Genomic DNA, 25,211 nt, shown 5'->3' with positions numbered 1-25,211 from the left:
GCGCGTCGATTTCCTCTCAATTTTGTACACAGTCAAGGGGTGAAGTGTGAATAAATCCGAGCTGATCGAAGCCATTGCCGCGTCTGCCGACATTCCCAAGGCAGCTGCGACGCGTGCACTCGACGCCATGATCGAGTCCGTGTCCGACAGCCTGAAGAACGGCGACTCCGTGGCACTGGTTGGGTTCGGGACTTTCTCGGTCAAGGAGCGTGCTGCACGCACCGGCCGTAACCCGCAGACTGGCAAGCCGATCAACATCAGTGCTGCCAAGGTGCCCAGCTTCAAGGCGGGCAAGGCGCTCAAGGACGCTGTAAACTAAGTTTGCCGCGTGATACGGGCCCTGTTCCCGCGGGTGACTTAGCTGCGGCTGTTACGCACGGTCAGGTCCGTAACCATGTAAGCGCATCGCCTCAGCGATGCGCTTTTTTTATGACCGCCTTTCAAGGCGTGACGGCGTGCGACGACCACGGGCGCTGCCCTTGCCATAGCGGCTTGAGGCTCGCGCGATAGGGATGCATTGGTCGTGTGCGGCGGTGTACGATTCGCCCCGAAGATAGGGTTACCGACATGCGAGGACAGCATGCTGCAGAAAATTCGTGAAGGCTCCCAAGGCTGGGTGGCGAAGGTCATCGTGGGGGCCATCATCGTGACCTTTGCGCTGTTTGGCGCGGAGTCACTGGTCAGTTATTTCCAGTCGGGCAGCAACGACGTGGCCAAGGTCAACGGCGAGGCGATCAGTCGCCAGGCGGTGGAGACCCAGGTGCAGCGGGGCATTCGCTCGGGCCAGGTGCCGCCGGAGCAGGAGCGCCAGTATCGTGCCCAGGTGCTCGACCAGCTGATTAGTCAGAAGACGCTGGACCAGTACGCCGAGGCGGGTGGTCTGTTCGTCTCCGATACCCAGCTCGATCAGATCATCGTGTCGCTGCCCGAGTTCCAGGATCAACAGGGCCGCTTCTCTGACCAGCTGTTCACCACTCGCCTGGCCCAGGCTGGCTATACGCCGGCGGCGTTTCGTCGCGAGCTGCGCGCTGACACCCTGCGGCGCCAGATCCAGCAGGGCCTGGCGGTGTCGGCCTTCGTGCTGCCCGGCGAGCAGCAGCGCCTCGCCGCGCTGCAGCAGCAGCAGCGTAGCTTTCGCTACGCGCGGCTGACGCCTGACGATCTGGCCGAGCCGGTGACGCCGGGCGACGCCGAGATCCAGCAGTATTATGAGGCGCACCAGGACGATTTCCGGCGCCCGGAGCAGGTCAAGGTCAACTACTTGGTGCTCAATCAGCAGGACCTGGCGCACAACGTCGAGGTGACCGATGCCGAGCTGCGCCAGGCCTACGAGCAGGATCGCAAGGCTGCGCCGCGTCGGGTTTCGCACATCCTGGTCACCTACGGTGATGGCGACCGCACCGAGCAGCAGGCACGCGCGCGGCTCGAGGAGGTAAAGGCCAAGCTGGACAAAGGCGAAGATTTCGCCAAGCTGGCCAAGACCTACTCGGATGACAGCTCCTCCGCGGCCAAGGGCGGTGACATTGGTGTCATTCAAAAGGGCTTTTTCGGTGAGGCCTTCGACGACGCTGCCTTCGCGCTGGATCAAGGGCAGGTCTCTCAGATCGTCAAGTCGGACTACGGCCTGCATCTGATCAAGGTGACCGACATCGAGATCCCCAGCTTCGAGAAGGACCGGGCGGCGCTGGTCAAGGAGGTTCAGTTGGCGCAGTCGCAGGATGCCTTCAACGAGGCGGTCCAGAAACTGACCAATGATGCCTATGAAGCCGATGATCTGGCCAGTGTGGCCAAGGATATGGGGCTGCCACTGAAAAGTAGTGACTGGTTCTCGCGCGATGGCGGCGGTGAAGGCGTGCTCTCCAACCCCGACGTGATCGCCGCCGCGTTCTCGCCGGATGTGCTCGAGGATGGCTACAACAGCGAAGCCATCGAGACCGACGCCCAGCAGCGCGTGGTACTGCGGGTGGTCGACCATCGCGATGCCAGCGTGCTGCCGCTCGACCAGGTGCGCGACAGGGTCACCGCAGCGGTCAAGGCTGAGATGACGCGCCAGCGCTTGAAGGCCCAGGCCGAGCAGGCGGTGGCCAGCCTGAAACAGGGCGAGACGGTGTCCGGGCTGAATTGGCAGCGTGTCGATGCGGTCACTCGTGACGGCGCCGACGGTGTGCCCCAGCCGGTGTTGGAGGCGGCCTTCGGCTTGCCGCGCCCGGCTGCCGAGGGTGCCAGCTACACCAGCGTCGAGCTGCCCGACGCCGTCGCCATCGTGGCGCTCGACAAGGTGATGGCCGGCAAGCCCGATGCCCAGAGCGCCGACTTCACCCGTCGCCTGGCTCAGCGCATCAAGGCACAGAACGCCATTCAAGGTTTGAGCGAGTCGCTGCAGAGCGAGGCGAAGATCGAGAAGCAATGAGCTGTGTCTGCGAGCGCCGGGTGCCCGCACCCGGCGCTTGCTTTCCGGCAAGCGCATGGCTTGCCGGAAAGCGTATGCCCTCCTAGGCTAGATCGACGTATCTACTTGCCAGGAGGGCTTTTTCGTTTATGGCTACCAGTCGTTATATCGCACTCACCGAGATTCCCCAGGGCCTGCCGCGTGAGAATCAGTTCGCGCTGCGTGAACAGTCGTTGGCGCCCTTGGCCGAGGGCGAGGTGCGGGTGCGTAATCTGTGGCTGTCGGTCGATCCCTACATGCGCGGACGCATGAGTGGCGTCACCACCTACGTCGAACCCTACGCCCTCGATGCGCCGATGGATGGCGGAGCCGTCGGAGAGGTCGTGGCCTCCAAGGATTCGCGCTATGCGTCGGGCGATCTCGTCCGCCATATGGCGGGGTGGCGCGATGTGGCTCAGCTGTCGGCCGATCAGGTCGAACCGCTGCCCGAGCACGATGTGCCGCCTCAGGCCTATCTCGGGGTGCTCGGCATGCCCGGCATGACCGCCTGGACCGGGCTCAACCGGATCGCACAGATGCAGCCGGGAGATCGGGTGCTGGTCAGCGCGGCTTCCGGCGCGGTGGGCTCGCTGGCGGTGCAGCTGGCGCTCGCTGCAGGGTGCCAGGTGGTTGGCGTCGCCGGCAGCGATGCCAAGTGCGAATGGCTCGAGGGGCTTGGCGCGCGGGCGGTGAACTACCGCGGCAAGGATGTCGAGGCGCTGACCCAGGCGCTGGCCGAGGCGGCGCCGGAGGGTATCGACGTCTACTACGAGAACGTCGGCGGGCCGCTGCTGGACGCGGCGCTGGCCAATCTGCGTGACCACGCGCGCATCGCGGTGTGCGGGCTGATCGACCGCTACAACGACGCCCAGGCGGGGGACGGGCCGCGCAATCTCAACCGGCTGCTATTTCGCAAGGCGCGCATGGAGGGATTCATCGTCGCCGAGCATTGGGCCCACTATCCGACGTTCCTGGCCGAGGTGGCACCGCAGGTTGCCGCCGGCAAGATGCGCTATCGCGAGACCGTGATCGAGGGGCTCGAGCGGACGCCGGAAGCGTTTCTGAAGCTCTTCTCCGGTGACAACGAGGGCAAGATGTTGGTACGACTCGACGCCAGTGCCGCTGACGTCTGAAGTTATACCGTTATCTTTCAATTGCCACCATGAGGTGAAGGGCCTCGGCTGCTATCTGCGGCCGAGGCCTTTTGCATGGCAAAGGTCTCTCACGGCGTGCGTGCATGTATTACGACTGCTGGCGCCGTGCGGATCGCCGGCGCCGCGCGGGTCTCCGGCATGCGGCGTGCCGCGCTCTCTGCCACGCCTGGCTACTGCGTGGCGTGCTCCCACCGTGTGATCAGCTGCAGCGCCTGCTCGCGACTGTCGCCGCACAGCTCGATGTCGAAGTCGAAGCGGGCGCATACCGCAGGGCGGCGGGGATCGCCAAACAGTCGGCAGAGATTGTCGTCATCGAGCTGGACGCAGCGCACCCCCGCGGGCTTGCCCTGTGGCATACCGGGGATGGGGGAGGTGATCGACGGGGCGATGCAGCAAGCGCCGCAGCCGGGACGACAGTTGCTCATGCGGGGCTCGGCTCGCCGCGATGCTGGGCCAGGGCGCCCTTATCGATGCCTTCGAACGCCTGCACCCGGATATGCGCGCCGCTGGCCTGAGCGATCTGCCGGGCGAGCCAGGCGGCGATATGCTCCACCGTCGTGGGCGCGGGCAGGATATGACAGCGCTCCCGCGGCAGACGCAGCTGGAACTGGCCCTGGGCGCTGCGATAGCGCACCTTGAGCGGTCCGCTCTCGCGTGGATTGACCGCGTCCTCTTCGTCGACCAGATAGCTGTGGTCGAGCTGTCGTGACCAGTGGGCCTCGAGCTCCGGGTCGCGCTGGCCGTCACGCCAGATGCGCAGATGCGAGCGGTGGCCGTGGGCGATGCGCTGGCAATTCCCGGCGTGGTGCTTGAGGCCATGGCTGTAGGTGTAGATGGCGCCGTCGGGAAGCTCCTCGCGCAGGCGTACGCGGATTGCCTCCACCCGTGGCGGCGGGCGCTTGCTCAACTCCTGGCTGAGATAGGCGCCGAGACGTTCGGCGTTGATCTCGCCCCAGGGCAGCAGGGTGAAGGCCTGGCGCGGTGCGCGCACTTCGAACGAGTAGGGGAGTTCGGCACTCACATGCAGCCCTTCCAGGCACTCCTCGACCTTGACGCCGGTAGCCTGAGCGGGCACCAGCAGGGTGTGATCGAGGCCGGCGTCCAGACGCGACTTGATCCATGGCTTGACCTCGCCGAAGTCGAACAGCATGCCATCCTCGCCGAGCTCGCCATCGAGTTCGACGTCGACGTGCCAGCTCGCCCCCATCAGGCCGAGCTGCGGTGACCAGATCGAGGCGTCGATATTGGTCAGGTTGTTCACGAACAGGGTCATCAATCGATTCCAGCGATTTTGTGCGTCTGCAGCGACAGGCGCCACTGGGGGTGGCGCAGGCAGTAGTCGACCACGCTGGCCATGGGAGCGCGGTCTGTCGCGATGCGCCCGGGTTCAGGGTCGATCGGCTGCAGGAAGAAGTGAGTGAAGTCGAGTCCGCTGAAGCGCTCGGGGTCCACGCCCGGCTGAGGGTGGACCAGTTTGAGCTCGTCGCCGCGGGTCTGGACCAGTTTATTGTCGCCCTTGGGGCTGACGCAGATCCAGTCGACGCCGGGGGGCACCGGCAGGGTGCCGTTGGTCTCCACGGCGATCTCGAAGCCGCGCGCGTGCATCGCCGCGAGCAGTGTCGCGTCGAGCTGCAGTAGCGGTTCGCCGCCGGTGAACACGACGTAGCGGCGTGATTCGGGGCTATTCGAGGAGCTGTTCGAAGAGCTGTCCGAATGGCTATCTACAGGGCCCTGCCAGAGTGCCGCGAGGTGGGTGGCCAGCGCCTCGGCATCGGCGAAGCGGCCGCCGTTCTGGCCGTCGGTGCCGATGAAGTCGGTATCGCAAAACGTGCACTGCGCCCGCGCGCGGTCGACCTCGCGCCCGGACCACAGATTGCAGCCGGTAAAGCGGCAGAAAACGCTGGCGCGTCCGGATTGGGCGCCTTCGCCCTGGAGCGTGTAGAAGGCTTCCTTGACGCTATACATGAAGCGGGTGTCTCGATCTGGCGATGGTCAGGAGGTGGCGTAGGGCAGCGGGTCCGTCATCCCTAGGCTCTCGAACGCGCCCAGACGTTCGCGGCAGCTACCGCACTCGCCGCAGGCCTGAGCCTGGCCCAGATAGCAGGTCCAGGTGTCGGCGTAGTCAAGGCCCATGGCGAGTCCGTCGGCAAGGATGCGCGTCTTGTCGGCGTGCAGATAGGGGGCGACGATCTCGACCGCTTCGAAGTTGGCAATCGCGGCGACATCATTCATGCGCTCGACGAATGCCGGACGGCAGTCCGGATAGAGCACGTGATCGCCACCATGGGCACCGTAGAAGCACTTGCTAGCACCGATGTTGACGGCGTGCCCGATCGCCAGCGAGAGCAGGATCATGTTGCGGTTGGGCACCACCGTGGCGGTGAGGTTCTCCTCGCCGTAATCACCCTTGGGCAGCTCACGGCTGGTGTCGGTCAGCGCCGAGTTGCCGATCAGCTGGTGGATGGCGCGGATGTCGACCACGCGGTGGGGTACGTCGAGCGATTGGCAGACATGGCGTGCGACTTCCAGCTCACGGGCGTGGCGCTGGCCATAGTCGAACGACAGCGCGTGGACCGCGTAGCCTTCGCGCAGCGCGCGATGCAGCACGGTGAACGAGTCCATGCCGCCGGAGTAGATCACCACGGCGGGGTCGGCCGAGGCGGGCGTCGAAGGAGGCGTCATGCGTTATCAACCTGTGGCGTGAATGCGCCGCGCTCGCCGGCCAGCGGGGTGAGGAAGCGGCGTCTGAGCTCTTCCTGGGGCAGGCCCTGGGCGAGCAGGTGCGTCAGTTTGCTGCAGGCGGCCTCGACGGTCATGTCATCACCCGACATGACGCCGATGTCGTTGAGAATCTGGCCGCTGGCGTAGGTGCCGGGAGCGGCGCCGCCGATCGGGCACTGGCTGAGGGCGACCAGCGGCTTGCCCTCGGCGACAGCGCGCGCTAGCACGCCGATCAGCGCGGGGTCGTCAGGCAGGTTGCCGCTACCCCAGCACTCCAGTACCGCAGCGTCTACTTGAGGTGCCTCGAGCCAACGTTCGACCAGTGTGGCATCGATACCGGGCCACAGCGTCACGCGAACCATCTGGGGCGCCGGGTCCCGTGCCGATAGTTCGAAGCGTGGCGCGCCTTCGTCGCGCCAGGCGCGCGCGGGATAGAGGGCAGCGATACCATCCACCAGCTCTCCAAGCAGCGGCCAGTTGGGGCTTTCGAAGCCGGTGTCGTCACGGGTATACCACTTGCGCGCACGGCAGCCGCGCAGCAGCCGGCCATGAAAGCACAGGCCGACTTCGCGCCATCCCGGAGCGGCGGCGAAAGCCAGTGACGCTTCGAGATTGTCCAGCGCATCGCTGTCGGGCTGGCCCAGCGGGCGCTGCGAGCCGGTCACCACCACCGGTTTGGTCAGCCCTTGCAAGTGAAAGGCCAGCGCCGAGGCGCACCAGGCTAGGGTATCGGTGCCGTGGAGGATGACGAAACCGGCATAGTCTTCGTACTGCGCCGCGATCAGCGCAGCGAGCGCCGACCAGTCGGCAAAAGTCGCGCTGCTGGAGTCGATCGGCTCGGGTGATTCCCATAGCGCGTAGGCTGGCAGCGCACGCCGCCGCAGCGGCGGCAGCGTCGCCAGCGCCGCCTCCAACCGTGCCGCCATGTCGCCGGCGGGGATCAGCCCGCGGCTAGACGCCTGCATGCCGATGGTGCCGCCTGCGTAGATGACGAGCAGCGGCCGCGACGCTGTGTCAGAGGTCGTAACCACGGATCACCTTGCAGATCGAGGCGAAGGTGCGCGCTTCCGGCGGATGGTTGAGATCGACACTCAGCGCACGACTGATATCGGAGGCGGAGATCATGCCGCGAATGCGCTCACCGCTCTGGCCGTCCGGTTCGGTGACCAGAACGTGCTGATCGCCGGAGGATTTCAGAGTCTCGACCAAATCACCGACACTGGCGTGTGAGACTCGGCTGTAGGAGAGGGCGTGCAGCTCGCTGCGCGGTGTCTGGATCATTTCCGCCGTTACCTCGTCGCGGCCGATCTGATGCTGCTGCATGGCCAGCGTGACGCGACGGCCGCCGATCAGCTCGCGGGCATTGACCACGCCGGTGAAACGGCCTTCGGGATTGATCAGCATCAGCAGCCGCACACCGGCTTGCTTCATGGTCTCCAGCGCCTGATCGACGGAGCTCGAAGTCGGCAGCGTGTGCGGTCGGCTGATACTGAAGTCGGTAACCAGCAGCACTGCCGGGCTCTCCAGCGTGACGCTGTGCGTTGGCGCTTCGGGCTGTACGATACCACTGACACCATCGAGGCTAGCCAGCGGTAGCGCGGTGAAGTGGACCTTGGAGGGGTGGGGTGTCTTGTCCATCGAAAATCTCCCGGCAAGTGTTTGAATCGAGAAGTATCTAAGTGTCTGAATCGAGATGTATCTTAATAAAGGAAGAGCGCTGCCGGCCTGCCGCGGTGACGTCGCTCACACGGCGGCAGATCGGTCGATAAGGGGGCGGCGCAATATCAGCCGCGCTGCTGCAGGTCGCCACGTACGCTATCCAGGAAGGTGATGAAGCGCGTATCGCGTGCGTCGTCGTGGCGATCGGTACGACAGCCGAGCTTGAGGCTGTTCTGCATCAGCAGTTCGTCATAGATGTCCAGCGTGATCTTGACGCCCGTATCTGGGGAGGGCGTCAGCGTCCCTTGCTCGAGCGTGAACCCCTCGAACAGGGTGGCGCGGATACGTGTGGTGCCGCCTTCGGTGAGTACTCGGCGCACGAAAAGCCAGCCCTCGCAGGCCAGATTGTCGCCATTCTCACGCTGGCGCTGGAACAGGGTGCGATAGCTTGCGCCCTCCTTGGCGCCGCGGTCCGCCATGCTGCGGTAAGCCTCGGTGACACGAGACGCCATGGCTCCGGTCTCTGCCAGCTTGCGCACGGCTGCCTGATGCTCGCGCGACAGCTGATCCTGGCGCTGGAAGCGCTGCCACAGGCGGTAGTCGGCGTAGAGGGAGTTCGCGTCCATGTCTTCTCCATTAATGACGAATCGTCAGCCGCCTATGATCGCCTATTCGGCCATCCTCTGGCCACCCGCGCGTTACGCAAAGGCGCCGCCGCGCCTTTCGCTCGTGACGGCATCGTCTCCTGCCGGCAAGACCTCGTGGCGACATGAAGACGTTGCAGTAAATGCTAAAGTTTTGTGTGTCGTCGGCCGATCATGTGATAAGACGACCCGAATCACGCCTGTTCAGCCGCTATAAGTGAGCCCGGCGTGGTAGAAATGGCATCCAGAACGAGAGAGGCATCATGGCTAGCATAGCGTCCCTGGGTATCGGCTCCGGCCTGGATCTGAACGGCTTGCTCAGCGATCTCCAGGCAGCCGAAAACAAGCGGCTCGAACCGATCGCTGCGCAGCAGAGCAGCTACAAGACCAGGCTGTCGGCTTTCGGCAAGCTGGAGAGTTCGCTCAGTGCGCTGCGCGACGCTGCCAGCAAACTCGGCGATCCTGCCACCTTCACCGCTGTCGGTAGCGAGATCACCGGTAGTGCAGTGAGCGTTTCCACCAGTGAGGGTGCAGAGGCTGGGCGCTACAAGATCGAGGTGTCGCAGCTGGCCCAGGCGCAGTCCTCTGCCTCGAAGGGCTTCGATAGCAAGTCCGACAATCTTGGCCTTAGCGGCACCCTGAGCTTCACCGTCGGCAGTGGCGACCAGATCGATGTCGACTACGCCGACGGCGATTCGCTCAGCGATATCCGTGATGCCATCAACGCCAAGGATAGCGGTGCGCGTGCTTCCATCATCAATGATGGTACCGGCTATCGCCTGGTGATGACCTCCGACGAGACCGGTACTGACTCGAGCATCTCCTTCTCCAGCGACGATGATTTCAGCTTCGAGACCAAGGTGGATGCGCAGAACGCCAAGCTCACGGTCAACGGCATCGACATCGAGAGTCAGACGAATACCGTCGAGGAGGCCGTTCAGGGGGTAACGCTCAAGCTCGACGCTACCACCGACAGTCCGGCGACGCTGACAGTGTCCAAGGATACCGAGGCGATGAACGCGTCGGTGAAGGCGTTCGTCGATGCTTACAACGCGGTGCAGAAGACCGCCGATACGCTCACCGCGTACAACGCGGATACCGATACGGCAGGCCTGCTGCTGGGCGACTCCACCATGCGCACGATCGAGTCGCGGCTGCGTGGTGCCCTGAGTACGCCGAACGATGATGGAGGCAGCTATAGCCTGCTGTCCAATCTGGGCATCGAACGCCAGCTCGACGGCACGCTGAAGATCGATAGCGACAAGCTCGACCAGGCGCTGACCGATAACACCGATGGCGTCAGCCAGTTCTTTGCCGGGGCAGACGGCGAAAGCGGTTTCGCCGCCAGCTTCGACAAGACCATGGGGACGATTCTCGACAGCGGCGGCTCGCTGGAGGCGGCGACCGATGGTATCGACTCGACGCTGGAGAGTCTCAGCGACCGCTATTCGCGCATGCAGGATTCGATCTCCAGCACCATCGATCGCTATCGCAAGCAGTTCAGCCAGCTTGATTCTCTGGTATCGCAGATGAACTCCATGAGCAGCTACCTGACCCAACAGTTCAGCGCGCTCAGTGCACAAACCCAGTAGTGATAGGTGCCTAGCATGATGATGACCAATCGACGGGGCGCAGGTGCCTACGCGAGAGTAGGAGTGGAGTCGGCGGTGATGTCTGCCGATCCGCATCAGCTCATCGTGATGTTGTTCGATGGTGCCCAGGCGGCCATCAGCAGTGCCCAGTTGCACCTGCAGGATGGTAATCGTGTGGCTAAGGGCGCGGCGATCTCCAAGGCGATCGACATCGTCAACAACGGCCTGTCCGCAGCCCTTGACCATGAGAAGGGCGGCGAGATCGCGACCAATCTGGCGCGTCTTTACGATTACGTATCGCGTCTACTGCTGCAGGCGAACCTGCGGGACGACGCTGCGCCGTTGGTTCAGGCTGCGGCTATCCTCGATGATCTCGGTTCGGGCTGGCGCGAACTGCGCGCTGCCGGAGCTACCTCGTGAGCGTAGGAGGTCGAATGGCGGAGCATGAGTCCGTGGTGGTGCGTTACCGCGAGCTGTTGGAAGTCTCCAGCGTCATGTTGGGCTATGCCCGGTCTCAGGATTGGGAAGCGTTGATCCAGCAGGAGGCCCGCTATGCGGTGGAGCTGGATCGGGTGCGCGTGATTGGCGCCTCGGGCTCTCTGAGCGAGAGTGAGCGCCAGGATCAGCTTCAATTGCTCGAGCAGATCCTGACCCAGGACGCCGAAACACGGCGTCTGCTCGACGCCCGCCGCGAGGAGTTGTCGCAGATGATCGGCAACTCGCGACGCCAGCAAGCGCTGGGGCAGGCTTATCAGGGTGGGCGTGGCGGTGTCTCCACGCGCCTTCGCTTCAACGCGCCCGACGGCAGCATGTGAGCGGTATTACCCCGATTCTGGACACCCTGCTGCACCAGGTGCTGGGCAAGCGGGTGGATATTCCCGTGCTCCGGGATCAGCCGGCGCCGGTCTCGCCCAAGGCCTCTTTCGATGCGATACAACCTGCCCGCAGCGACTCGCGCCTGCATGGCCAGAGTCAGCCGAGGCTGATCGCGCCCGAGGGTGACCTGGCGCGCTCGGCCACGGGCCGTCAGGCGCTACTCACATCGGAAAGAGCGGCGCCGCTGGCCTCGGCGCAAACCTCATTGAGCCGCGCCGCGGTGGAGATATCTCAACTGCTGGCACGCCACCCGGTGGCACAAAGCTCTACCATCACTGCTGCCTCTGCGCTGTTGTCGGCGCGTAACCCAAGTGCAGAATCAGTAGCCAGTGCGCTGGCCAATAGTATCAGCGGGAGCGGGGTCTTCTATGAGTCCCATCTGTCGCGCTGGCTGCAGGGTAGTTACCCGATGGCCAAGCTCTGGCAAGAGCCTCAGGCTTGGATGGGGCTCAGTTTTCGTCCCACGCCGCAGCCCCAGGCTGCCTTTTCGCCACTGCTGGCGGCATGGCGCTCCCTGCTGCTGGAGCGCCCGGGGGCGTCGTCTTCCGGTTCTGCTCCTCGCGGTGATGGACACGCCGGGGGCGCCTCTTCAATGGCCTCCGCGGCAGCGCGCGGTGGTGTGAGCACGACTCCAGCAAGTGCTTCTCCGGCCGGTACTTCGCCCAGTGGTGGGGTTGGGGCGTACCGGGCAGATGGCACTCAGGTCGCAGCGCGGCCGGCTGCCGGCGTTACGGCTTCGTCGCCGCTGGGCGGCGGCACACAAGTCGCCGCGGGTGAAGACTCTGTGTTGCCGAGGCATCTGCATCAGTTGTCGCAGCAGCCGCCCGAGCATCTACAGTCGTTGGTGCGTCATCAGCTCGAGCTGATGGCGTCGCCGACACTGCGCTGGGAAGGGCAACTGCTGCCGGGCATGCCGATGTTCTTCATGCTCACGGAGATGCCCTACCATGAATCGCATGAGCAATCGGAGGGCTCCGGCGAACGTGAACAGTCTCAGCGTCAATGGCGTGGCGAGATCCGTCTGACGCTGCCGCGGTTGGGCGAGATCGAGGTCGAGCTGGAGAGCGTTGCCGCAGATCACTGGCGCATCGTGATTGCCGCGGGCGATGCGCAGGCGCAGCAGCGCATCGTCGAGGCGTTGCCGGCGCTGCGCGAGCAGCTCAACGCAAGGCAGCTGCGCGTCGATCTCGACATGGCCGAGGAGAAGCGGGCATGAGCGACAGCGATGCGCGTAAACGTGCCGTAGCCCTGGCCTACTCTGGCGAGCGTCACGATGCGCCGAGGGTGGTCGCCAAGGGGTATGGCGACGTGGCCGAACGCATCATCGCCTCGGCCAGCGCTGCAGGCATCTTCGTGCACGATGCGCCCGAGCTGGTTGCCCTGCTGATGCAGGTCGACCTCGACGAGCGCATCCCGGAGTCGCTCTACCAGGTGGTCGCAGAGCTCTTGGTGTGGATTGCCCAGGTCGATGACGCCGCGCTGTCGGCGGAAGTCCGTTAGATCTAGGTGTATCCGCGGGCTTGGTGCCCGATTGGCGGCTCATCATTTTGTAACGTGAGAGCGCTAACCTCTTCTAAACATCTAGAACAATCAGTCACTTCCAGCATGAAGAAGGGTGCTTGCACCACAAAAAACGTTACTCTAAGAAAAATTTAGTAACAAAGGTTGATTTTTTTCATCCAAAAGTTGCACACTATATCCATCACAAAGATCTGATGTAAGCATGAATGGCTTACGAGCAGGCGGAGCGTCCGGCAGCACGGGCGCCGACAAAAACCCATACGCAGGGATCCCAGACATGCACAAGAATGGCTGCCTCGAAGACATACAGGACCTCAATCTGTCCTATCTGCTGCTGGTTCAGCGGCTGCTCAATGAAGACCGCGAAACGGCCATGTTTCGCTTGAATCTCGATGCCGAGATGGCAGACGCCATCGCGGGCCTTTCGATCAAGCAGCTGACCCAACTGTCGCGCACCAATCAGCTGCTTTGTCATCTGCGCTTCTCCGACGCGCGTCAGCTCGATCTGTTGCTCAACAATCCGCGCGCTCAGGGGCTCAGCCAGACTCACGCCGCGCTGCTGATGGCGGGGGCCAATCGTATTGCGCTGCCGTCATCCCAGGAGGGTTGAGTCATGAGTGACAAGAGCCTGGTGGGGGAGATGCTGCAGGTTCAGCTGGCTATCGAGCTAATCGAGCTGGGGGCTCGTCTGCAGGTACTCGAGACCGAGACCGCGTTGAGCCGTGGCCGACTTATCAAGCTGTACAAGGAAGTCAAGGGTATGTCGCCGCCGAAGGGCATGCTGCCGTTTTCGGCGGATTGGTTCGTCACTTGGCTGCCCAATATCCATTCTTCGTTGTTCTACAACATTTACCGTCGTCTCAACGATGAGCTTGGCTGCGAGCGCATGAGCGCCTTCGTCAAGGCTTACCGGCTCTACCTGGAGCAGGTCCAGTTGGATCAGGCGGAGCCCACGCTCGGACTGACCCGCGCCTGGACCCTGGTGCGCTTCTTCGAGAGCGATCTATTGCAGCTCTCACGCTGCCAGGGATGCGGTGGGGATTTCGTCGCTCACGCCCACAGCCCGACACGCGACTATATCTGTGGCATTTGCCAGCCGCCTTCCCGGGCCGGCAAGACGCGCAAGGCCAAGCGTAGTGTCGGCGAGGAGTCTGGGGGCGACACTGAACAACTGCCGCCGCTGCGGCGTGCCGCCTCACGCTGAAACGCGTGCTGCGATCCCGACGGGCCCTTTCGAGGGCCCGTTTTGCGTTTGATGGTTGGGGTCGGTCATAGGTAGGAATACGCAAGGGTTGTCGGCTTTCTGTACCGGTCGCCCTCAAGTGGGGCCTGGCATCTGCCGATAGAAAGGTCAGATTCGCCATGTATCATCCCCAGGAGCATGCCTCGTGTTGATTTTAATCGGTTACATCGTCGTCATCGGTAGCGTCTTCGGAGGTTATGCGGCGATCGGCGGCCACCTGGGAGCGCTGATACAGCCCTGGGAGTTCGTGATGATCGGGGGCGCCGCGGTCGGTGCCTTCATCTGTGCCAACAACGGCAAGGCGATCAAGGCGACGCTGAAATCGTTTTCCAAGCTCAAGCGCACCAAGCGCTACAACAAGATGATGTACATGGAGCTGATGGCGCTCCAGTACCGCCTGCTGACCAAGGCGCGTCGCGACGGCATGCTGGCGATCGAGCGCGATATCGACTCGCCCCAGGAGAGCGCGATCTTCGCCGACTATCCCAAGATTCTCTCCGACCCCATGATCATGGCATTTCTGACCGACTATCTGCGGCTGATGGTCAGCGGCAACATGGACCCGTTCGAGATCGACGCGCTGATGGAGCACGAGATCGAGACTTTCCAGCACGAGGCCGAGGTGCCGGCGCATTCGCTATCCGCGGTCGGCGATGGCCTACCCGCGTTCGGCATCGTGGCCGCGGTCATGGGTGTGGTGCACGCCCTGGGTGCTGCAGATCAGGGGGCGGCAATGATGGGGCAGATGATCGCCCAGGCACTGGTGGGTACCTTTGCCGGCATTCTGATGGCCTACGGTTTCGTTACCCCGGTGGCTCACCATCTCAATCTCCAAGTGAGTGAAGCGACCAAGATGCTGCAGTGCATCCGGGTGACGCTGATGGCCAGCCTCAACGGTCTTGCGCCTCAGCTGGCGGTGGAATTCGGGCGCAAGGCGCTGTTTACGGCGGTGAGGCCGTCGTTCAGTGAACTGGAAGAGCACGTGCGCTCCAGCGGCCAGACTCTGAGAGGCACAGGGACGGACAACTCATGAGTGCAGGGGGTGAGCGGCGCCCGATCATCGTCAAGCGCAAGCGTGTACAGAAGGCGGGTCATCATGGTGGCTCCTGGAAGATCGCTTACGCCGACTTCATGACCGCGCTGATGGCGCTATTCCTGGTGCTATGGATCCTCTCGACCGTCAGTGAGAACGAACTCGAGAGTATTGCCGAGTACTTCCGCACCCCGCTGGCGGTGGCGCTGACGGGGGGCGACAAGAATACCGCCAGTAGCAGTGCCATCCCCGGTGGCGGCGCCGACCCCACTGCCAGTAAGGGAGAGGTGCGTCGGATCGACGTGCGTCAGCAGACCCGCCCCAGCGACGAGCAGCGCATGCTACGTGCCCTGCGTGATCGCCTGAGCAGTGTGATTCGTAATGACCCCCAGTTGCGTCAGCTGCAGTCGCAGCTGCGTATGGACTTCTCCCCTGAAGGACTGCGCGTGCAGATCGTCGATAGCGATCAGCGGCCGATGTTCGAGCTCGGCAGCGATCGGCTGGAGCCCTACATGGTCAAGATCCTGCACAAGATCGCGCCTGTGCTCAACGAGATGCCCAACCTGATCAGTATCAGCGGACATACCGATGCGCTGCCCTATGCCGGGGGCGAAAAAGGCTACAGCAACTGGGAGCTCTCCGCCGACCGCGCCAACGCCTCGCGACGCGAGCTGATCGCCGGCGGGCTGTCGCCCGACAAGTTGCTGCGCGTTGCCGGCATGGGCTCGCGCGTCACCCTGCCGGGCACCGACCCGACTGACGCCGTCAACCGTCGCATCAGCATCGTCGTACTCGATAACCGTGCCTCACGGGCGATCGAGCAGCGCGACGAGTCGGCGTTGCCCAACCCGCTCGATGGGCAGGGACAGTCTGACGGTGGCGGCGAGATTCCGACGCCGGCAATCGCCGTGCCGGGTAATGACGCGACTCCCGCAGTGCCGGCTACCACCGGCGTGCCGGGTAGCGATGCGGCACCTGCGGTGCCAACACCGTCAGTTGGCCAGGCCGCCACGCCGGGGGGGCAGACGCCCGCCGCACCGGCTGCTACCGCCACGCCGGCAGGTGGCGCCCAGTCCAGATAGGCGGCCTTGGTTTCTGTGCGTGAGCGGCTATCGGGCCTGGCCCGAGACATCCTGGTGAGGGCGTCGAGAGGGCCCGCGGGTCCCGATGTTGGACTCGCTGCTGGCCGATCGGTCGCTTGGCGGGCGCCATGTCTGACTCCATTCCCTCCCGTGCCGGGTCTTTCGCCCGCCGGGTGACCCGCAGAGACGGGTATTTAACGCCAACACCTAAACAATCCGCATGCGCTGCCGATAGTGGCAGGTAACGACGCTTTTCAGCGCACGGGTTGCCATGAACGGGCGTTGGTGCAAGCGGTTAGGCCGTGCCGAGTTCGCTATCGTGCCAGCATTATCAATGGCTTGGGTGCTTCATAATGGACATAAGTGATTTTTACGACACGTTCTTCGAAGAGGCCGAGGAGCTTCTTGCGGACATGGAACGCCTGCTGCTCGAGCTGGACGTGGACGATCCCGATGTCGAGGATCTCAACGCCATCTTTCGCGCAGCGCACTCCATCAAGGGCGGTGCTGGGACGTTCGGCTTCACGGTGCTCCAGGAGACGACGCACATCCTGGAGAATCTTCTCGACTATACCCGGCGTGGCGAATTGACCCTGCGGCGCGACATCGTCGACACGTTCCTGGAAACCAAAGACATGCTTCACGATCAACTGGATGCTTATCGCAACGGCAATGAACCCGATGCCGAAGCGTTCGAGCGCATCTGTCGCATCCTCCAGCAGATCGCACAGGACGAGCTGGGTCTGCGCAACGCCGTCTCTGCGGCGGCGGAAACGCCGGCTGTCGCGCCGGCGCCTGTTGCGGAACCCGAGCCCGAGCCCGAGACCCAGTCTGCAGCCCCCGACGCCAGTGAGTCGGCGGCTTCTGGGGCGCGTCAGCTCACCATCACGCTGCTTGGGGTGAGTGCCAAGGATCGTGAGCTGCTGGTCGATGAGCTCAAGCACTTCGGTGACATCGGTGCCCAATCCGGTGACGAGACGCGCTTTCAGGTCACTCTCGAGAGTTCTGAATCCCAGAGCGATATCGAGGCGGTACTGTGCTTCATCATCGAGCCCGAGCAACTGCAGATCGAGGCATCTTCTGCCACTGCTGAGGTGCCCCCGGCCAGCACGAGCGCGCCGGCTTCCAGCTCGGCCGATGTCGAGCCTGCCGCCGCCGAGCCGAGCCAGGCCAGTGCACCTTCGACCGGGGCGAGTGCTGGAGAGAGCGCGGCGGCGCCCAAGCCGCTTGCACCGGGTGGCGCCAAGGCGAAGGCAGCGCCCAAGGCCAAGGCCAAGGGCGGTGAATCCGGCACCATTCGGGTGCCCGTCGACAAGGTCGACCAGATCATCAATCTGGTGGGCGAGTTGATCATTACTCAGTCGATGCTCGAACAGACCGCCAGCGACATGGATATCGTCTCCCACGGTCCGCTGGTCAATGGCATGAACCTGCTCCAGCGCAACGCGCGCGACCTGCAGGAGGCGGTCATGTCGGTGCGCATGATGCCGATGGACTACGTCTTCAGCCGCTTTCCGCGGCTGGTGCGCGACTTGGCCGACAAGCTGGGCAAGGAAGTCGAGCTGGTCACCGAGGGTAAATCGACCGAGCTCGACAAAAGCCTGATCGAGCGCATCATCGATCCGCTCACGCACCTGGTGCGCAACAGTCTCGACCATGGTCTCGAATCGCCGGACAAGCGCGAGGCCGCAGGTAAGTCGCGTACGGGGCGGCTGACGCTCTCGGCCCAGCATCAGGGCGGCAATATCCTGATCGAGGTTATCGACGACGGTGCCGGGCTCAGCCGCGATCGGATCCTGGCCAAGGCGCGCGCCAACGGCCTGACCATTCCGGATAACATCAGTGACGATGATGTCTGGCAGATGATCTTCGCGCCGGGCTTCTCCACCGCCGAGCAGGTCAGTGACGTCTCCGGTCGCGGTGTGGGCATGGATGTGGTCAAGCGCAACATCCAGGAAATGGGCGGCCACGTCGAGATCATGAGCCAGCCGGGCAAAGGGACCAATACGCGAATCGTGCTGCCGCTGACGCTCGCCATCCTCGACGGTATGTCGATCCGCTGTGGCGAGGAGACCTTTTTGCTGCCGCTCAACGCCGTGCTCGAATCGCTGCAGCCGCTGGACGAGGATATCTACTCGATGGCCGGCGATGACCAGGTGCTCAAGGTTCGCGACGAGTACCTGCCCATCATCACGCTGCACCATGCGCTCGACATTCCGGGTGCCAAGACCACGGTAACCGAAGCGATCGCCGTGATCGTCCAGGGTGAGGGCCGCCGCTATGCGCTGCTGGTCGATGACCTGATCGGTCAGCAGCAGGTCGTGGTGAAGAACCTGGAAACCAACTATCGCCGGGTGCCGGGTATCTCCGCGGCGACCATTCTGGGTGACGGCAGCGTCGCCCTGATTCTCGACATCGCCGACTTGCATCGCCTCGATCGGCGCAAGTCCCAGCAGCGCCATCAGGCGAAACACCATCATTCAGTGGAGGTACAGCCAGCATGACAGCACAAGCGAGCGTGGCGGCCATCGTCAGCGAGGCAGCCAGCAACGAATATCTGGTCTTCTCCCTGGGCGACGAGGAGTATGCGGTCGACATCCTCAAGGTCCAGGAGATCCGCGGCTATGAGAACGTCACTCGGATCGCCAACGTGCCCGAGTTCATCAAGGGCGTGACCAACCTGCGCGGCGTGATCGTGCCGATCATCGACCTGCGCCTGAAATTCCATCTCGAAAACGTCGAGTATGGCGGTCAGACCGTGGTCATCGTGGTCAACGTGGCTGATCGCATCGTGGGTATCGTGGTCGACGGCGTCTCCGACGTCATGAGCCTCACGCCGGATCAGATCAAGCCGGCCCCCGAGTTCGGCGTCACGCTCTCTTCCGACTACTTGAACGGTATCGGCAGCCTCGACGATCGGATGCTGGTCCTGGTGGACATCGAGAAGTTGCTGACTCACGAAGAGATGCAACTGGTCGACCGCACCGCCACGCAGGGTTGAGCTCTCGCCAGCGCCATGCAGATCAAGACCGCAGCCTCGGCTGCGGTTTTGTGTTTGATGCCCACGTTCTCGGCTTTCAGGGGTCCATGTCAATCAGGCGATCGGGGCATCTGCGGTGATGGGCCAGGGAGGGGTCGATTCACGGCTGGTCGATACCCAGGCGTGGTTCGAGACGTCGCTTTAATGGATCAAGACATCGCTTTAGTGGTTTAAGACATCGCTTTATTAGCCGATATACGCGATAGCCCCGGTGTGTGCGGGCGTCATGCTATCGACGGCTCACATCTCGAGCAGTGGTACTCGTCAACCTTCAGGAATATAAGCACATGTTGAATCTTCGTGAGTGGACCATGCGTCGCAAACTCTGGGCGACCCTGATTCTGATGTGGATCGGGCTGATCTTCGTGGCTGGATGGTCGCTCTACTCCATGCGCGCCAATCTCTTCGAGCAGCGCATCCAGAGTCTCGAGTACTTCATCGGTAGCGCCACGAAGCTGGTCGACAGCTACGTCGATCAGGCGCAGCAGGGCAAGTTGAGCGAGCAGGAAGCCAAGCAGCGTGCCATTGCCGATCTCTCTCATCTCAGTTTCGGTGCCGATGGCTATCTGTTCGTCTTCGATTCCAATCTCGATATCGTCTATCACCCGCGCCGCGACGTCGGCAGCAGTATGCGCGACTATCAGGATCCCAATGGCAACTACCTCTATCGCGACATGCTCGCGGCAGGGCAGCAGTCAGGCGGTGGGCTGGTGCGCTATGTATCGCGGCGTAGCGGCGGGGACAAGATGTTCGACAAGCTGAGCTATGTCATGCGCATCCCGGCGTGGGACTGGCAGATCGCCACCGGGGTTTACGTCGATGACATCGACGCCATCATCATGCGTGGTCTGATGGTCTATCTGGGGCTGATCCTGGCCATCGGCGGTGTGCTGTCGCTGGTCGTGGCTTGGGTGATTCGCAATGTGCTGTCGCGTCTGGGCGGCGACCCTGGCCACGCGCGCGAGCGTGTCCAGCGCATTGCCGGGGGTGATTTCACGCAGCCCCTGATGCTCAAGGCTGGTGACGACAGTAGCCTGCTGCACGCCATCGAGGGCATGCGCCGGCGGCTCAACGACACCTTTGCCGATGTCCGTGCCAGCGCCGAGTGGGTCAACGTGGGGGCCGGTCAAATTGCCAGCGGTAACCAAGATCTCGCGGTGCGCACTGACCAGCAGTCGGCGGCCATCGTCGAGACCGCGTCGAGCATGGAGCAGTTGACCCAGACCGTACGCCACAACGCCGACAACGCCGATGCTGCCACTCAGGCTGCGGCGCAGACGCGACAGCGGGCGGAACAGGGTGGCGCCATGATGCACGATGTCGAAGCGACCATGGCCAAGATCCAAGAGAGTTCGCGCCGGATGGCCGAGATCGTCGACATGATCGACAACATCGCCTTTCAGACCAATATTCTGGCGCTCAACGCCTCGGTCGAGGCCGCGCGCGCGGGTACCGCCGGTCGCGGCTTTGCCGTGGTCGCCGAAGAGGTGCGCAATTTGGCCAGCCGTAGTGCCGATGCCTCACGCGAGATTCGTGGACTGATCGGCACTGCCGGTGAGCAGGTGGATACCGGTGTCGATCTGGTCGGCAAGGTCGGGACGGCGATGGAGGAGATCGTAGCCTCGGTATCCAGCGTCAGCGGCCTGATGGACGAGATCGCGGGCGCCTCGCGCGAGCAGCGTGGAGGCATCGAGCAGGTCAATCAGGCGATTTCCGAACTCGACCAGGTCACCGGTCAGAACGCCAGTCTGGTACAGCAGACCGCCAGTGCATCGCAGTCCCTGGTCGAGCAGGCCAAGCGTCTTGAGGCAGCGCTGGAACTCTATCGTGTGCAGGCTGCCGACGGTGCCAGCGGTGACGCGCGTATCGGGCAACAGCCCGCGGCGCGGACGCGTCTGGCGGCATCTCCGGCCATGGCCTGAGGCCGTTTGCCGGCGGGGCATTCGCTAAAGTTTGGCACGGCTGAGCCGATAGCTAGTACGACTAATAAAGCGGGTCCGGGAGGCGCTAACCGCGCATCACCGGATCCGAAACAATACCGGGGAAACTGTCATGCGAAACAATCAACCCGTGATCGATCGGGAAGTCCCGCTGGACGACGACGCTTATTTGATTTCGCGCACCGACCTCGATAGCCGGATCACCTATGCCAACCCGGCCTTCGTGCGCGTCAGTGGTTTCGCTTATGAAGAGCTGCTCGGGGCGCCTCACAACATCGTGCGTCATCCCGACATGCCGCCGGCGGCCTTCGCCGATCTCTGGCAGACCCTCAAACAGGGCAAGGCCTGGACCGGGGTGATCAAGAACCGCTGCAAGGATGGCAGTTTCTACTGGGTGCAGTCGACGGTGACGCCGATCATCGACGGCGATGAGGTGGTTGGTTATACCTCGGTACGGGTCAAGCCCAGCGACGAAGAGCGCAAGCTCGCCGAGGCCGTCTATCCGCGCATGCTCGCCGGTCGCGGCCGTGGCTACCGCTTGCAGCAGGGACGTCTACAGCGGCGTGGCGCGGTGGCGGCCGTCAGACGTTTCAATCTGAGATCGCTCAAGGGTCGTCTGATCGCAATGATGGTATTTGCGCTCTTGATCCTGGGGGCCAGTGGGGGGCTTGCGGTATACGCGCTGAATGCCAGCGGCGAGCGTCTGCAGACCCTCGCCGAGCAGGGCATGGGCGATCTGGCGCGTCTGCAGAAGATCGATCAGTTGATGTCGAAGGGACGCGATCTGGTGTCGAAGCCGGTCAGCAACCCCATGGCCGCCGATCTGGCACCGATCAAGACCCAGGTCGATGCCTTGACCGGCGAATTGCAATCCACCTGGCAAGCCTACTATGAAGGTCGCCCGGAGAATCAGTCAGCCGCTGCCGAGACGTTCGCCGCCGACCTTCAGCGCTATCAGGAGCAGGGGTTGGGCGCGGTGATGAAGGCACTGGAGAGCGGCGACTTCTATCAGTCCTACGTGGCCTTCAACGACGTACTGCAGGCGGACAGCGACAAGACCAGCGCCGATCTCAACGCGCTGGTGGAGGCCAAGCGGCGCAGCGGTACAGAGATGGTGGCGGCCGCTGAATCGGCTCAGCACCAAGCCTTGATGGTGTTGATCGGGCTGTTGCTGGCCGGCGCCCTGGTGCTGCTGTTGATCGGGGTGACCACGATCCGGGCGGCGCTCAGGCCGGTGCGCGAGGCGCTCGACTTCACCCGTCAGATCGCCTCGGGCAACCTCGGCGCCGAGCTCAACCAGCGGAGCAAGGATGAACTGGGGCAGTTGATCATTGCGCTCAATGGCATGCGCCAGAGCCTGGGAACCATCGTCGGGGATGTCGATGCCAACGTGGCGGTGGTGCGTCCGGCGACCCAAGACATCGCCCAGGGTAACGAGGATCTCTCTACGCGGACCGAGCAGCAGGCCGCCTCCCTGGCGCAGACCGCGAGCAGCATGGAGCAGATGACCGCGACGGTGAAGCAGAACGCTGACAACGCGCGCCAGGCGAGCCAACTGGCGGGTGGCGCTACCGACACGGTCCGACGCAGCGGCGAGGTCATGGGGCAGGTGGTCGACACCATGGGACGCATCACCGACAGTTCGCGTAAGGTCGGGGACATCGTCGGGGTGATCGACTCGATCGCCTTCCAGACCAATATTCTGGCGCTCAACGCTTCGGTCGAGGCGGCGCGAGCCGGAGAACAGGGCCGCGGGTTTGCGGTGGTGGCAGGTGAAGTGCGCAGTCTGGCGAGTCGCAGTGCCGAAGCTGCCAAGGAGATTCGTAAACTGATCGATAGCTCGACCCATGAAGTGGGGCACGGCGCGGATCTGGTACGTGAGGCCGAAGGTGCGATCGGCGAGGTCGTCGATGCGGTGACTCGGGTCAATGACATCATCAGTGAAATATCGGCAGCTTCCGAAGAGCAGACCAGCGGTATTCAGCAGATCAGCCAGGCGGTGGCGCAGATGGACGAAGTCACACAGCAGAACGCCCAGCGTGTGCAGACCAGTGCGGCGTCCGCGGCCGAGCTGCGCACCAGCGTCGACAGCCTGGCGCGCTCCATCTCGGTTTTCCGGCTTGCCGGTAGTGGTAAAGAACGTGTGCCCGGCGGTGGCCAAGAGCCGCGTCTGGCACCTAACCCAACAGCGTCGAAACGTGCTGCCCCGGCGTTGGTGTCGAGCGACAAGCCCCGGGCTCGCCCGGCCAGCGGTAACGATACAGGGGAGTGGGAGGCATTTTGAAAAACGATCAGACCATGTTTGCTGCTGCCAATTCGGAAGCAGCCGATGCCCCGGCGAGCTTCTCTCGCGATCTCGATTTCACCGTGCGCGACTTCGAGCGGGTGCGGGCGTTGATCTACCGGCGCGCTGGTATCGTCATGGCCGATAACAAGCGCGAGATGGTCTATAGCCGTCTGGCCAAGCGCCTGCGGCTACACGGCATGACTCGCTTCGGCGACTACCTGGCGCACCTCGATGCGCGCCCGGAATCCGACGAGTGGGAGGCGTTCACCAACGCCTTGACCACCAATCTCACCGCTTTCTTTCGTGAGGCCCACCATTTCCCCGTGCTGGCGGAAGAGATCAAGCGCCGCGGTCCGAGTATCAAGATCTGGTGTGCCGGTGCCTCTACCGGTGAAGAGCCCTACTCGCTGGCGATGACCGTGCAGGAGGCGCTGGGTTCGGCGGCCTCCCAGGTCAAGATTCTGGCCACTGACATCGATACCGAAGCGCTCAATACCGCGCGCCAGGGGATCTACCCGCTGGAAGCGGTCGAGAAACTCGGTGAGACGCGCTGCCGGCGTTTTTTCCAGCGCGGCAGCGGCGCGCGCGCGGGCAAGGCGCGGGTGCGGCCGGAGCTGGCGTCGATGATCGATTTCCGCACGCTCAACCTGGTCACCGACAAGTGGTCGTTGAATGCCCCGTTCGACATCATTTTCTGTCGTAACGTCATGATCTATTTCGACAAGGAGACGCAGTCGGCGATCCTGCGCCGCTTCGCCTCGCAGATGAAACCGGATGGCCTGCTGTTTGCCGGTCACTCCGAGAACTTTTCGTTTCTGAATCAGACATTCCGCCTGCGCGGTCAGACCATTTACACGCTGGCGGCGAATGCCGTCGCCGGCGCCGCGCGAGGAGGGCGCCCGGCATGAAACCTCGAATCAAGGTACTGTGCGTCGACGACTCGGCGCTGATTCGCGACCTGATGACCAAGATCATCGAGTCGCAGCCGGACATGGAGGTCGTGGCCACTGCGCCCGATCCGCTGGTGGCGCGTGATCTGATCAAGCGCCACAACCCGGATGTGCTGACCCTGGACGTCGAGATGCCGCGCATGGATGGGCTCGACTTCCTCGAACGTCTCATGCGTCTGCGCCCCATGCCGGTACTGATGGTTTCCTCGCTGACCCAGCGCGGCTCCGAGATCACCCTGCGTGCGCTAGAGCTGGGGGCGGTGGATTTCGTCGCCAAGCCAGAGGTGGGCATTCGTGAAGGGATGCTCGAGTATGCCGACATGATCGCCGACAAGATCCGTGCCGCGGCGCAGTCGCGGCCGCGTCGTCAGCCCGAGGCTGCGGCACCGTCGGTGTCCCGCGAAGCGCTCAAGGCGCCGATGCTGTCGAGCGAGAAGCTGATCATCATCGGCGCCTCGACCGGCGGTACCGAAGCGATTCGCCAGGTGCTCGAACCGCTGCCCGCCAACAGTCCGGCGATTTTAGTGACTCAGCACATGCCCAGCGGTTTCACCCGCTCTTTTGCCGAGCGCCTCGATCGCCTGTGTCGGGTCACGGTCAAGGAGGCCGAACAAGGCGAGCGGGTGCTGCCCGGGCATGTCTACATTGCTCCCGGCGACTGGCACATGCGCCTGGCGCGTTCCGGGGCCAACTACGTGATCGCACTGGACGATACCGCGCCGGTCAATCGCCATCGTCCCTCGGTCGACGTCCTGTTCGACTCGGCGGCCAACTGCGCCGGCCGCAACGCGCTCGGGGTGATCCTCACCGGTATGGGCAAGGACGGCGCCGCGGGGCTGCTCAAGATGCGTCAGGCCGGCTCGCATACCGTAGCTCAGGACGAGGCCAGCTGCGTGGTGTTCGGCATGCCCAAGGAGGCGATAGCCCTTGGGGGCGCCGAAGAGATCGTGTCGCTGCCGGAGATCGCGCGCCACCTGGTACAGCAGATGCACGCCTCCGGTCGCGCACAGCGGGTTTAAAGCTGACGGCGCGGTTGCCGAT

General features: G+C 63.5%; 24 protein-coding genes and 1 pseudogene. 18 read left to right on the top strand and 7 right to left on the bottom strand.

What is annotated here, in order from left to right:
• The first annotated feature begins 46 nt into the window (after positions 1-46).
• From hupB to J0A90_RS02505, 3 genes are all read left to right on the top strand, one after another.
• On the top strand, positions 47-319 hold the full coding sequence (hupB, locus tag J0A90_RS02515; RefSeq protein ID WP_035471690.1) for a nucleoid-associated protein HU-beta: 273 nt from the start codon (positions 47-49) through the stop codon (positions 317-319).
• 261 nt (positions 320-580) lie between these two features.
• Complete coding sequence (locus tag J0A90_RS02510; RefSeq protein ID WP_207035915.1) at positions 581-2,410, top strand: SurA N-terminal domain-containing protein; 1,830 nt, start codon at positions 581-583, stop codon at positions 2,408-2,410.
• 128 nt (positions 2,411-2,538) lie between these two features.
• Positions 2,539-3,561 (top strand): NADP-dependent oxidoreductase, encoded by a 1,023-nt coding sequence (locus J0A90_RS02505; protein ID WP_207035913.1) that lies wholly within the window; start codon positions 2,539-2,541, stop codon positions 3,559-3,561.
• A 191-nt stretch (positions 3,562-3,752) separates the two neighbouring features.
• On the opposite strand, the gene J0A90_RS02500 is transcribed toward J0A90_RS02505, so the two are convergent.
• From J0A90_RS02500 to J0A90_RS02470, 7 genes are all read right to left on the bottom strand, one after another.
• Positions 3,753-4,007, bottom strand: a complete 255-nt coding sequence (locus tag J0A90_RS02500; protein WP_207035911.1) for a YkgJ family cysteine cluster protein — start codon at positions 4,005-4,007, stop codon at positions 3,753-3,755.
• Positions 4,004-4,855: a 6-carboxytetrahydropterin synthase gene (locus tag J0A90_RS02495; RefSeq protein WP_207035909.1), complete on the bottom strand. Its 852-nt coding sequence runs from the start codon at positions 4,853-4,855 to the stop codon at positions 4,004-4,006. The genes J0A90_RS02500 and J0A90_RS02495 overlap by 4 nt, the downstream gene beginning before the upstream one ends.
• Positions 4,855-5,547 (bottom strand): 7-carboxy-7-deazaguanine synthase, encoded by a 693-nt coding sequence (gene queE, locus J0A90_RS02490; protein WP_207035907.1) that lies wholly within the window; start codon positions 5,545-5,547, stop codon positions 4,855-4,857. Before queE ends, J0A90_RS02495 begins: the two co-directional genes overlap by 1 nt.
• Before the next feature lie 27 nt (positions 5,548-5,574).
• Positions 5,575-6,264, bottom strand: a complete 690-nt coding sequence (gene queC, locus J0A90_RS02485; RefSeq protein ID WP_207035905.1) for a 7-cyano-7-deazaguanine synthase QueC — start codon at positions 6,262-6,264, stop codon at positions 5,575-5,577.
• Positions 6,261-7,334 (bottom strand): asparaginase, encoded by a 1,074-nt coding sequence (locus J0A90_RS02480; protein WP_233076429.1) that lies wholly within the window; start codon positions 7,332-7,334, stop codon positions 6,261-6,263. Before J0A90_RS02480 ends, queC begins: the two co-directional genes overlap by 4 nt.
• Entirely contained in the window at positions 7,318-7,941 is a 624-nt protein-coding gene (locus tag J0A90_RS02475) for a CBS domain-containing protein (RefSeq protein ID WP_207035903.1), read from the bottom strand. The genes J0A90_RS02480 and J0A90_RS02475 overlap by 17 nt, the downstream gene beginning before the upstream one ends.
• Positions 7,942-8,087: 146 nt before the next feature.
• Positions 8,088-8,588, bottom strand: a complete 501-nt coding sequence (locus J0A90_RS02470) for a hypothetical protein (protein ID WP_207035901.1) — start codon at positions 8,586-8,588, stop codon at positions 8,088-8,090.
• Positions 8,589-8,869: 281 nt separating this feature from the next.
• Between J0A90_RS02470 and fliD the strand changes: the two genes are divergently transcribed.
• The 15 genes and pseudogenes from fliD (at position 8,870) to J0A90_RS02395 (ending at position 25,189) form a co-directional block, all read left to right on the top strand.
• Positions 8,870-10,198: a flagellar filament capping protein FliD gene (gene fliD / locus J0A90_RS02465; protein WP_207035899.1), complete on the top strand. Its 1,329-nt coding sequence runs from the start codon at positions 8,870-8,872 to the stop codon at positions 10,196-10,198.
• Positions 10,199-10,219: 21 nt separating this feature from the next.
• The gene (gene fliS, locus J0A90_RS02460) at positions 10,220-10,618 is read left to right on the top strand and encodes a flagellar export chaperone FliS (RefSeq protein ID WP_207036137.1); all 399 of its coding nucleotides are present in this window, start codon (positions 10,220-10,222) and stop codon (positions 10,616-10,618) included.
• Between the two features lie 14 nt (positions 10,619-10,632).
• The gene (locus tag J0A90_RS02455; RefSeq protein WP_207035897.1) at positions 10,633-11,013 is read left to right on the top strand and encodes a flagellar protein FliT; all 381 of its coding nucleotides are present in this window, start codon (positions 10,633-10,635) and stop codon (positions 11,011-11,013) included.
• 470 nt (positions 11,014-11,483) lie between these two features.
• Positions 11,484-12,248, top strand: a pseudogene (locus J0A90_RS18735) (flagellar hook-length control protein FliK); the annotation flags it as partial.
• Positions 12,155-12,574: an EscU/YscU/HrcU family type III secretion system export apparatus switch protein gene (locus tag J0A90_RS02445; protein WP_233076639.1), complete on the top strand. Its 420-nt coding sequence runs from the start codon at positions 12,155-12,157 to the stop codon at positions 12,572-12,574. The pseudogene J0A90_RS18735 and the gene J0A90_RS02445, both read left to right, overlap by 94 nt.
• 298 nt (positions 12,575-12,872) lie before the next feature.
• Entirely contained in the window at positions 12,873-13,205 is a 333-nt protein-coding gene (gene flhD / locus J0A90_RS02440) for a flagellar transcriptional regulator FlhD (RefSeq protein ID WP_207035890.1), read from the top strand.
• A 3-nt stretch (positions 13,206-13,208) separates the two neighbouring features.
• Positions 13,209-13,799, top strand: coding sequence for a flagellar transcriptional regulator FlhC (gene flhC, locus J0A90_RS02435; protein ID WP_207035889.1), 591 nt, complete (start codon positions 13,209-13,211; stop codon positions 13,797-13,799).
• A 184-nt stretch (positions 13,800-13,983) separates the two neighbouring features.
• Positions 13,984-14,871, top strand: coding sequence for a flagellar motor stator protein MotA (gene motA / locus J0A90_RS02430; protein WP_207035887.1), 888 nt, complete (start codon positions 13,984-13,986; stop codon positions 14,869-14,871).
• A complete protein-coding gene (gene motB / locus J0A90_RS02425; RefSeq protein ID WP_207035885.1) occupies positions 14,868-15,953 on the top strand; it encodes a flagellar motor protein MotB in 1,086 nt (361 codons plus the stop codon). Before motA ends, motB begins: the two co-directional genes overlap by 4 nt.
• A 353-nt stretch (positions 15,954-16,306) precedes the next feature.
• Entirely contained in the window at positions 16,307-18,457 is a 2,151-nt protein-coding gene (gene cheA / locus J0A90_RS02420) for a chemotaxis protein CheA (RefSeq protein WP_207035884.1), read from the top strand.
• Positions 18,454-18,954, top strand: a complete 501-nt coding sequence (cheW, locus tag J0A90_RS02415) for a chemotaxis protein CheW (protein ID WP_035471726.1) — start codon at positions 18,454-18,456, stop codon at positions 18,952-18,954. Before cheA ends, cheW begins: the two co-directional genes overlap by 4 nt.
• 326 nt (positions 18,955-19,280) lie before the next feature.
• Complete coding sequence (locus tag J0A90_RS02410; RefSeq protein ID WP_207035882.1) at positions 19,281-20,915, top strand: methyl-accepting chemotaxis protein; 1,635 nt, start codon at positions 19,281-19,283, stop codon at positions 20,913-20,915.
• Positions 20,916-21,045: 130 nt separating this feature from the next.
• The gene (locus J0A90_RS02405) at positions 21,046-23,217 is read left to right on the top strand and encodes a methyl-accepting chemotaxis protein (RefSeq protein WP_207035881.1); all 2,172 of its coding nucleotides are present in this window, start codon (positions 21,046-21,048) and stop codon (positions 23,215-23,217) included.
• A gap of 14 nt (positions 23,218-23,231) precedes the next feature.
• Complete coding sequence (locus tag J0A90_RS02400) at positions 23,232-24,128, top strand: CheR family methyltransferase (protein WP_051895780.1); 897 nt, start codon at positions 23,232-23,234, stop codon at positions 24,126-24,128.
• Positions 24,125-25,189 carry a chemotaxis response regulator protein-glutamate methylesterase gene (locus J0A90_RS02395; protein ID WP_207035879.1) on the top strand — a complete coding sequence of 355 codons (1,065 nt, stop codon included), beginning with the start codon at positions 24,125-24,127 and terminating at the stop codon, positions 25,187-25,189. The genes J0A90_RS02400 and J0A90_RS02395 overlap by 4 nt, the downstream gene beginning before the upstream one ends.
• Positions 25,190-25,211: the final 22 nt, after the last annotated feature.

Source organism: Salinicola sp. DM10 (assembly GCF_017306975.2).
Classification (GTDB): Bacteria; Pseudomonadota; Gammaproteobacteria; order Pseudomonadales; family Halomonadaceae; genus Salinicola.
This window is presented reverse-complemented; position numbering and strand designations above follow the sequence as displayed.

Bases quoted from the DNA above. Each gene is read 5' to 3' on its own strand.
- J0A90_RS02495 (WP_207035909.1), bottom strand. From the start codon at position 4,855: ATGACCCTGTTCGTGAACAACCTGACCAATATCGACGCCTCGATCTGG.
- queC (WP_207035905.1), bottom strand. From the start codon at position 6,264: ATGACGCCTCCTTCGACGCCCGCCTCGGCCGACCCCGCCGTGGTGATC.
- J0A90_RS02470 (WP_207035901.1), bottom strand. From the start codon at position 8,588: ATGGACGCGAACTCCCTCTACGCCGACTACCGCCTGTGGCAGCGCTTC.
- J0A90_RS02405 (WP_207035881.1), top strand. From the start codon at position 21,046: ATGCGAAACAATCAACCCGTGATCGATCGGGAAGTCCCGCTGGACGAC.
- cheA (WP_207035884.1), top strand. From the start codon at position 16,307: ATGGACATAAGTGATTTTTACGACACGTTCTTCGAAGAGGCCGAGGAG.
- J0A90_RS02510 (WP_207035915.1), top strand. From the start codon at position 581: ATGCTGCAGAAAATTCGTGAAGGCTCCCAAGGCTGGGTGGCGAAGGTC.
- J0A90_RS02410 (WP_207035882.1), top strand. From the start codon at position 19,281: ATGTTGAATCTTCGTGAGTGGACCATGCGTCGCAAACTCTGGGCGACC.
- J0A90_RS02475 (WP_207035903.1), bottom strand. From the start codon at position 7,941: ATGGACAAGACACCCCACCCCTCCAAGGTCCACTTCACCGCGCTACCG.
- J0A90_RS02500 (WP_207035911.1), bottom strand. From the start codon at position 4,007: ATGAGCAACTGTCGTCCCGGCTGCGGCGCTTGCTGCATCGCCCCGTCG.
- J0A90_RS02455 (WP_207035897.1), top strand. From the start codon at position 10,633: ATGGCGGAGCATGAGTCCGTGGTGGTGCGTTACCGCGAGCTGTTGGAA.
- flhC (WP_207035889.1), top strand. From the start codon at position 13,209: ATGAGTGACAAGAGCCTGGTGGGGGAGATGCTGCAGGTTCAGCTGGCT.
- motB (WP_207035885.1), top strand. From the start codon at position 14,868: ATGAGTGCAGGGGGTGAGCGGCGCCCGATCATCGTCAAGCGCAAGCGT.
- J0A90_RS02400 (WP_051895780.1), top strand. From the start codon at position 23,232: ATGTTTGCTGCTGCCAATTCGGAAGCAGCCGATGCCCCGGCGAGCTTC.
- flhD (WP_207035890.1), top strand. From the start codon at position 12,873: ATGCACAAGAATGGCTGCCTCGAAGACATACAGGACCTCAATCTGTCC.
- fliD (WP_207035899.1), top strand. From the start codon at position 8,870: ATGGCTAGCATAGCGTCCCTGGGTATCGGCTCCGGCCTGGATCTGAAC.
- cheW (WP_035471726.1), top strand. From the start codon at position 18,454: ATGACAGCACAAGCGAGCGTGGCGGCCATCGTCAGCGAGGCAGCCAGC.
- fliS (WP_207036137.1), top strand. From the start codon at position 10,220: ATGACCAATCGACGGGGCGCAGGTGCCTACGCGAGAGTAGGAGTGGAG.
- queE (WP_207035907.1), bottom strand. From the start codon at position 5,547: ATGTATAGCGTCAAGGAAGCCTTCTACACGCTCCAGGGCGAAGGCGCC.
- J0A90_RS02505 (WP_207035913.1), top strand. From the start codon at position 2,539: ATGGCTACCAGTCGTTATATCGCACTCACCGAGATTCCCCAGGGCCTG.
- J0A90_RS02395 (WP_207035879.1), top strand. From the start codon at position 24,125: ATGAAACCTCGAATCAAGGTACTGTGCGTCGACGACTCGGCGCTGATT.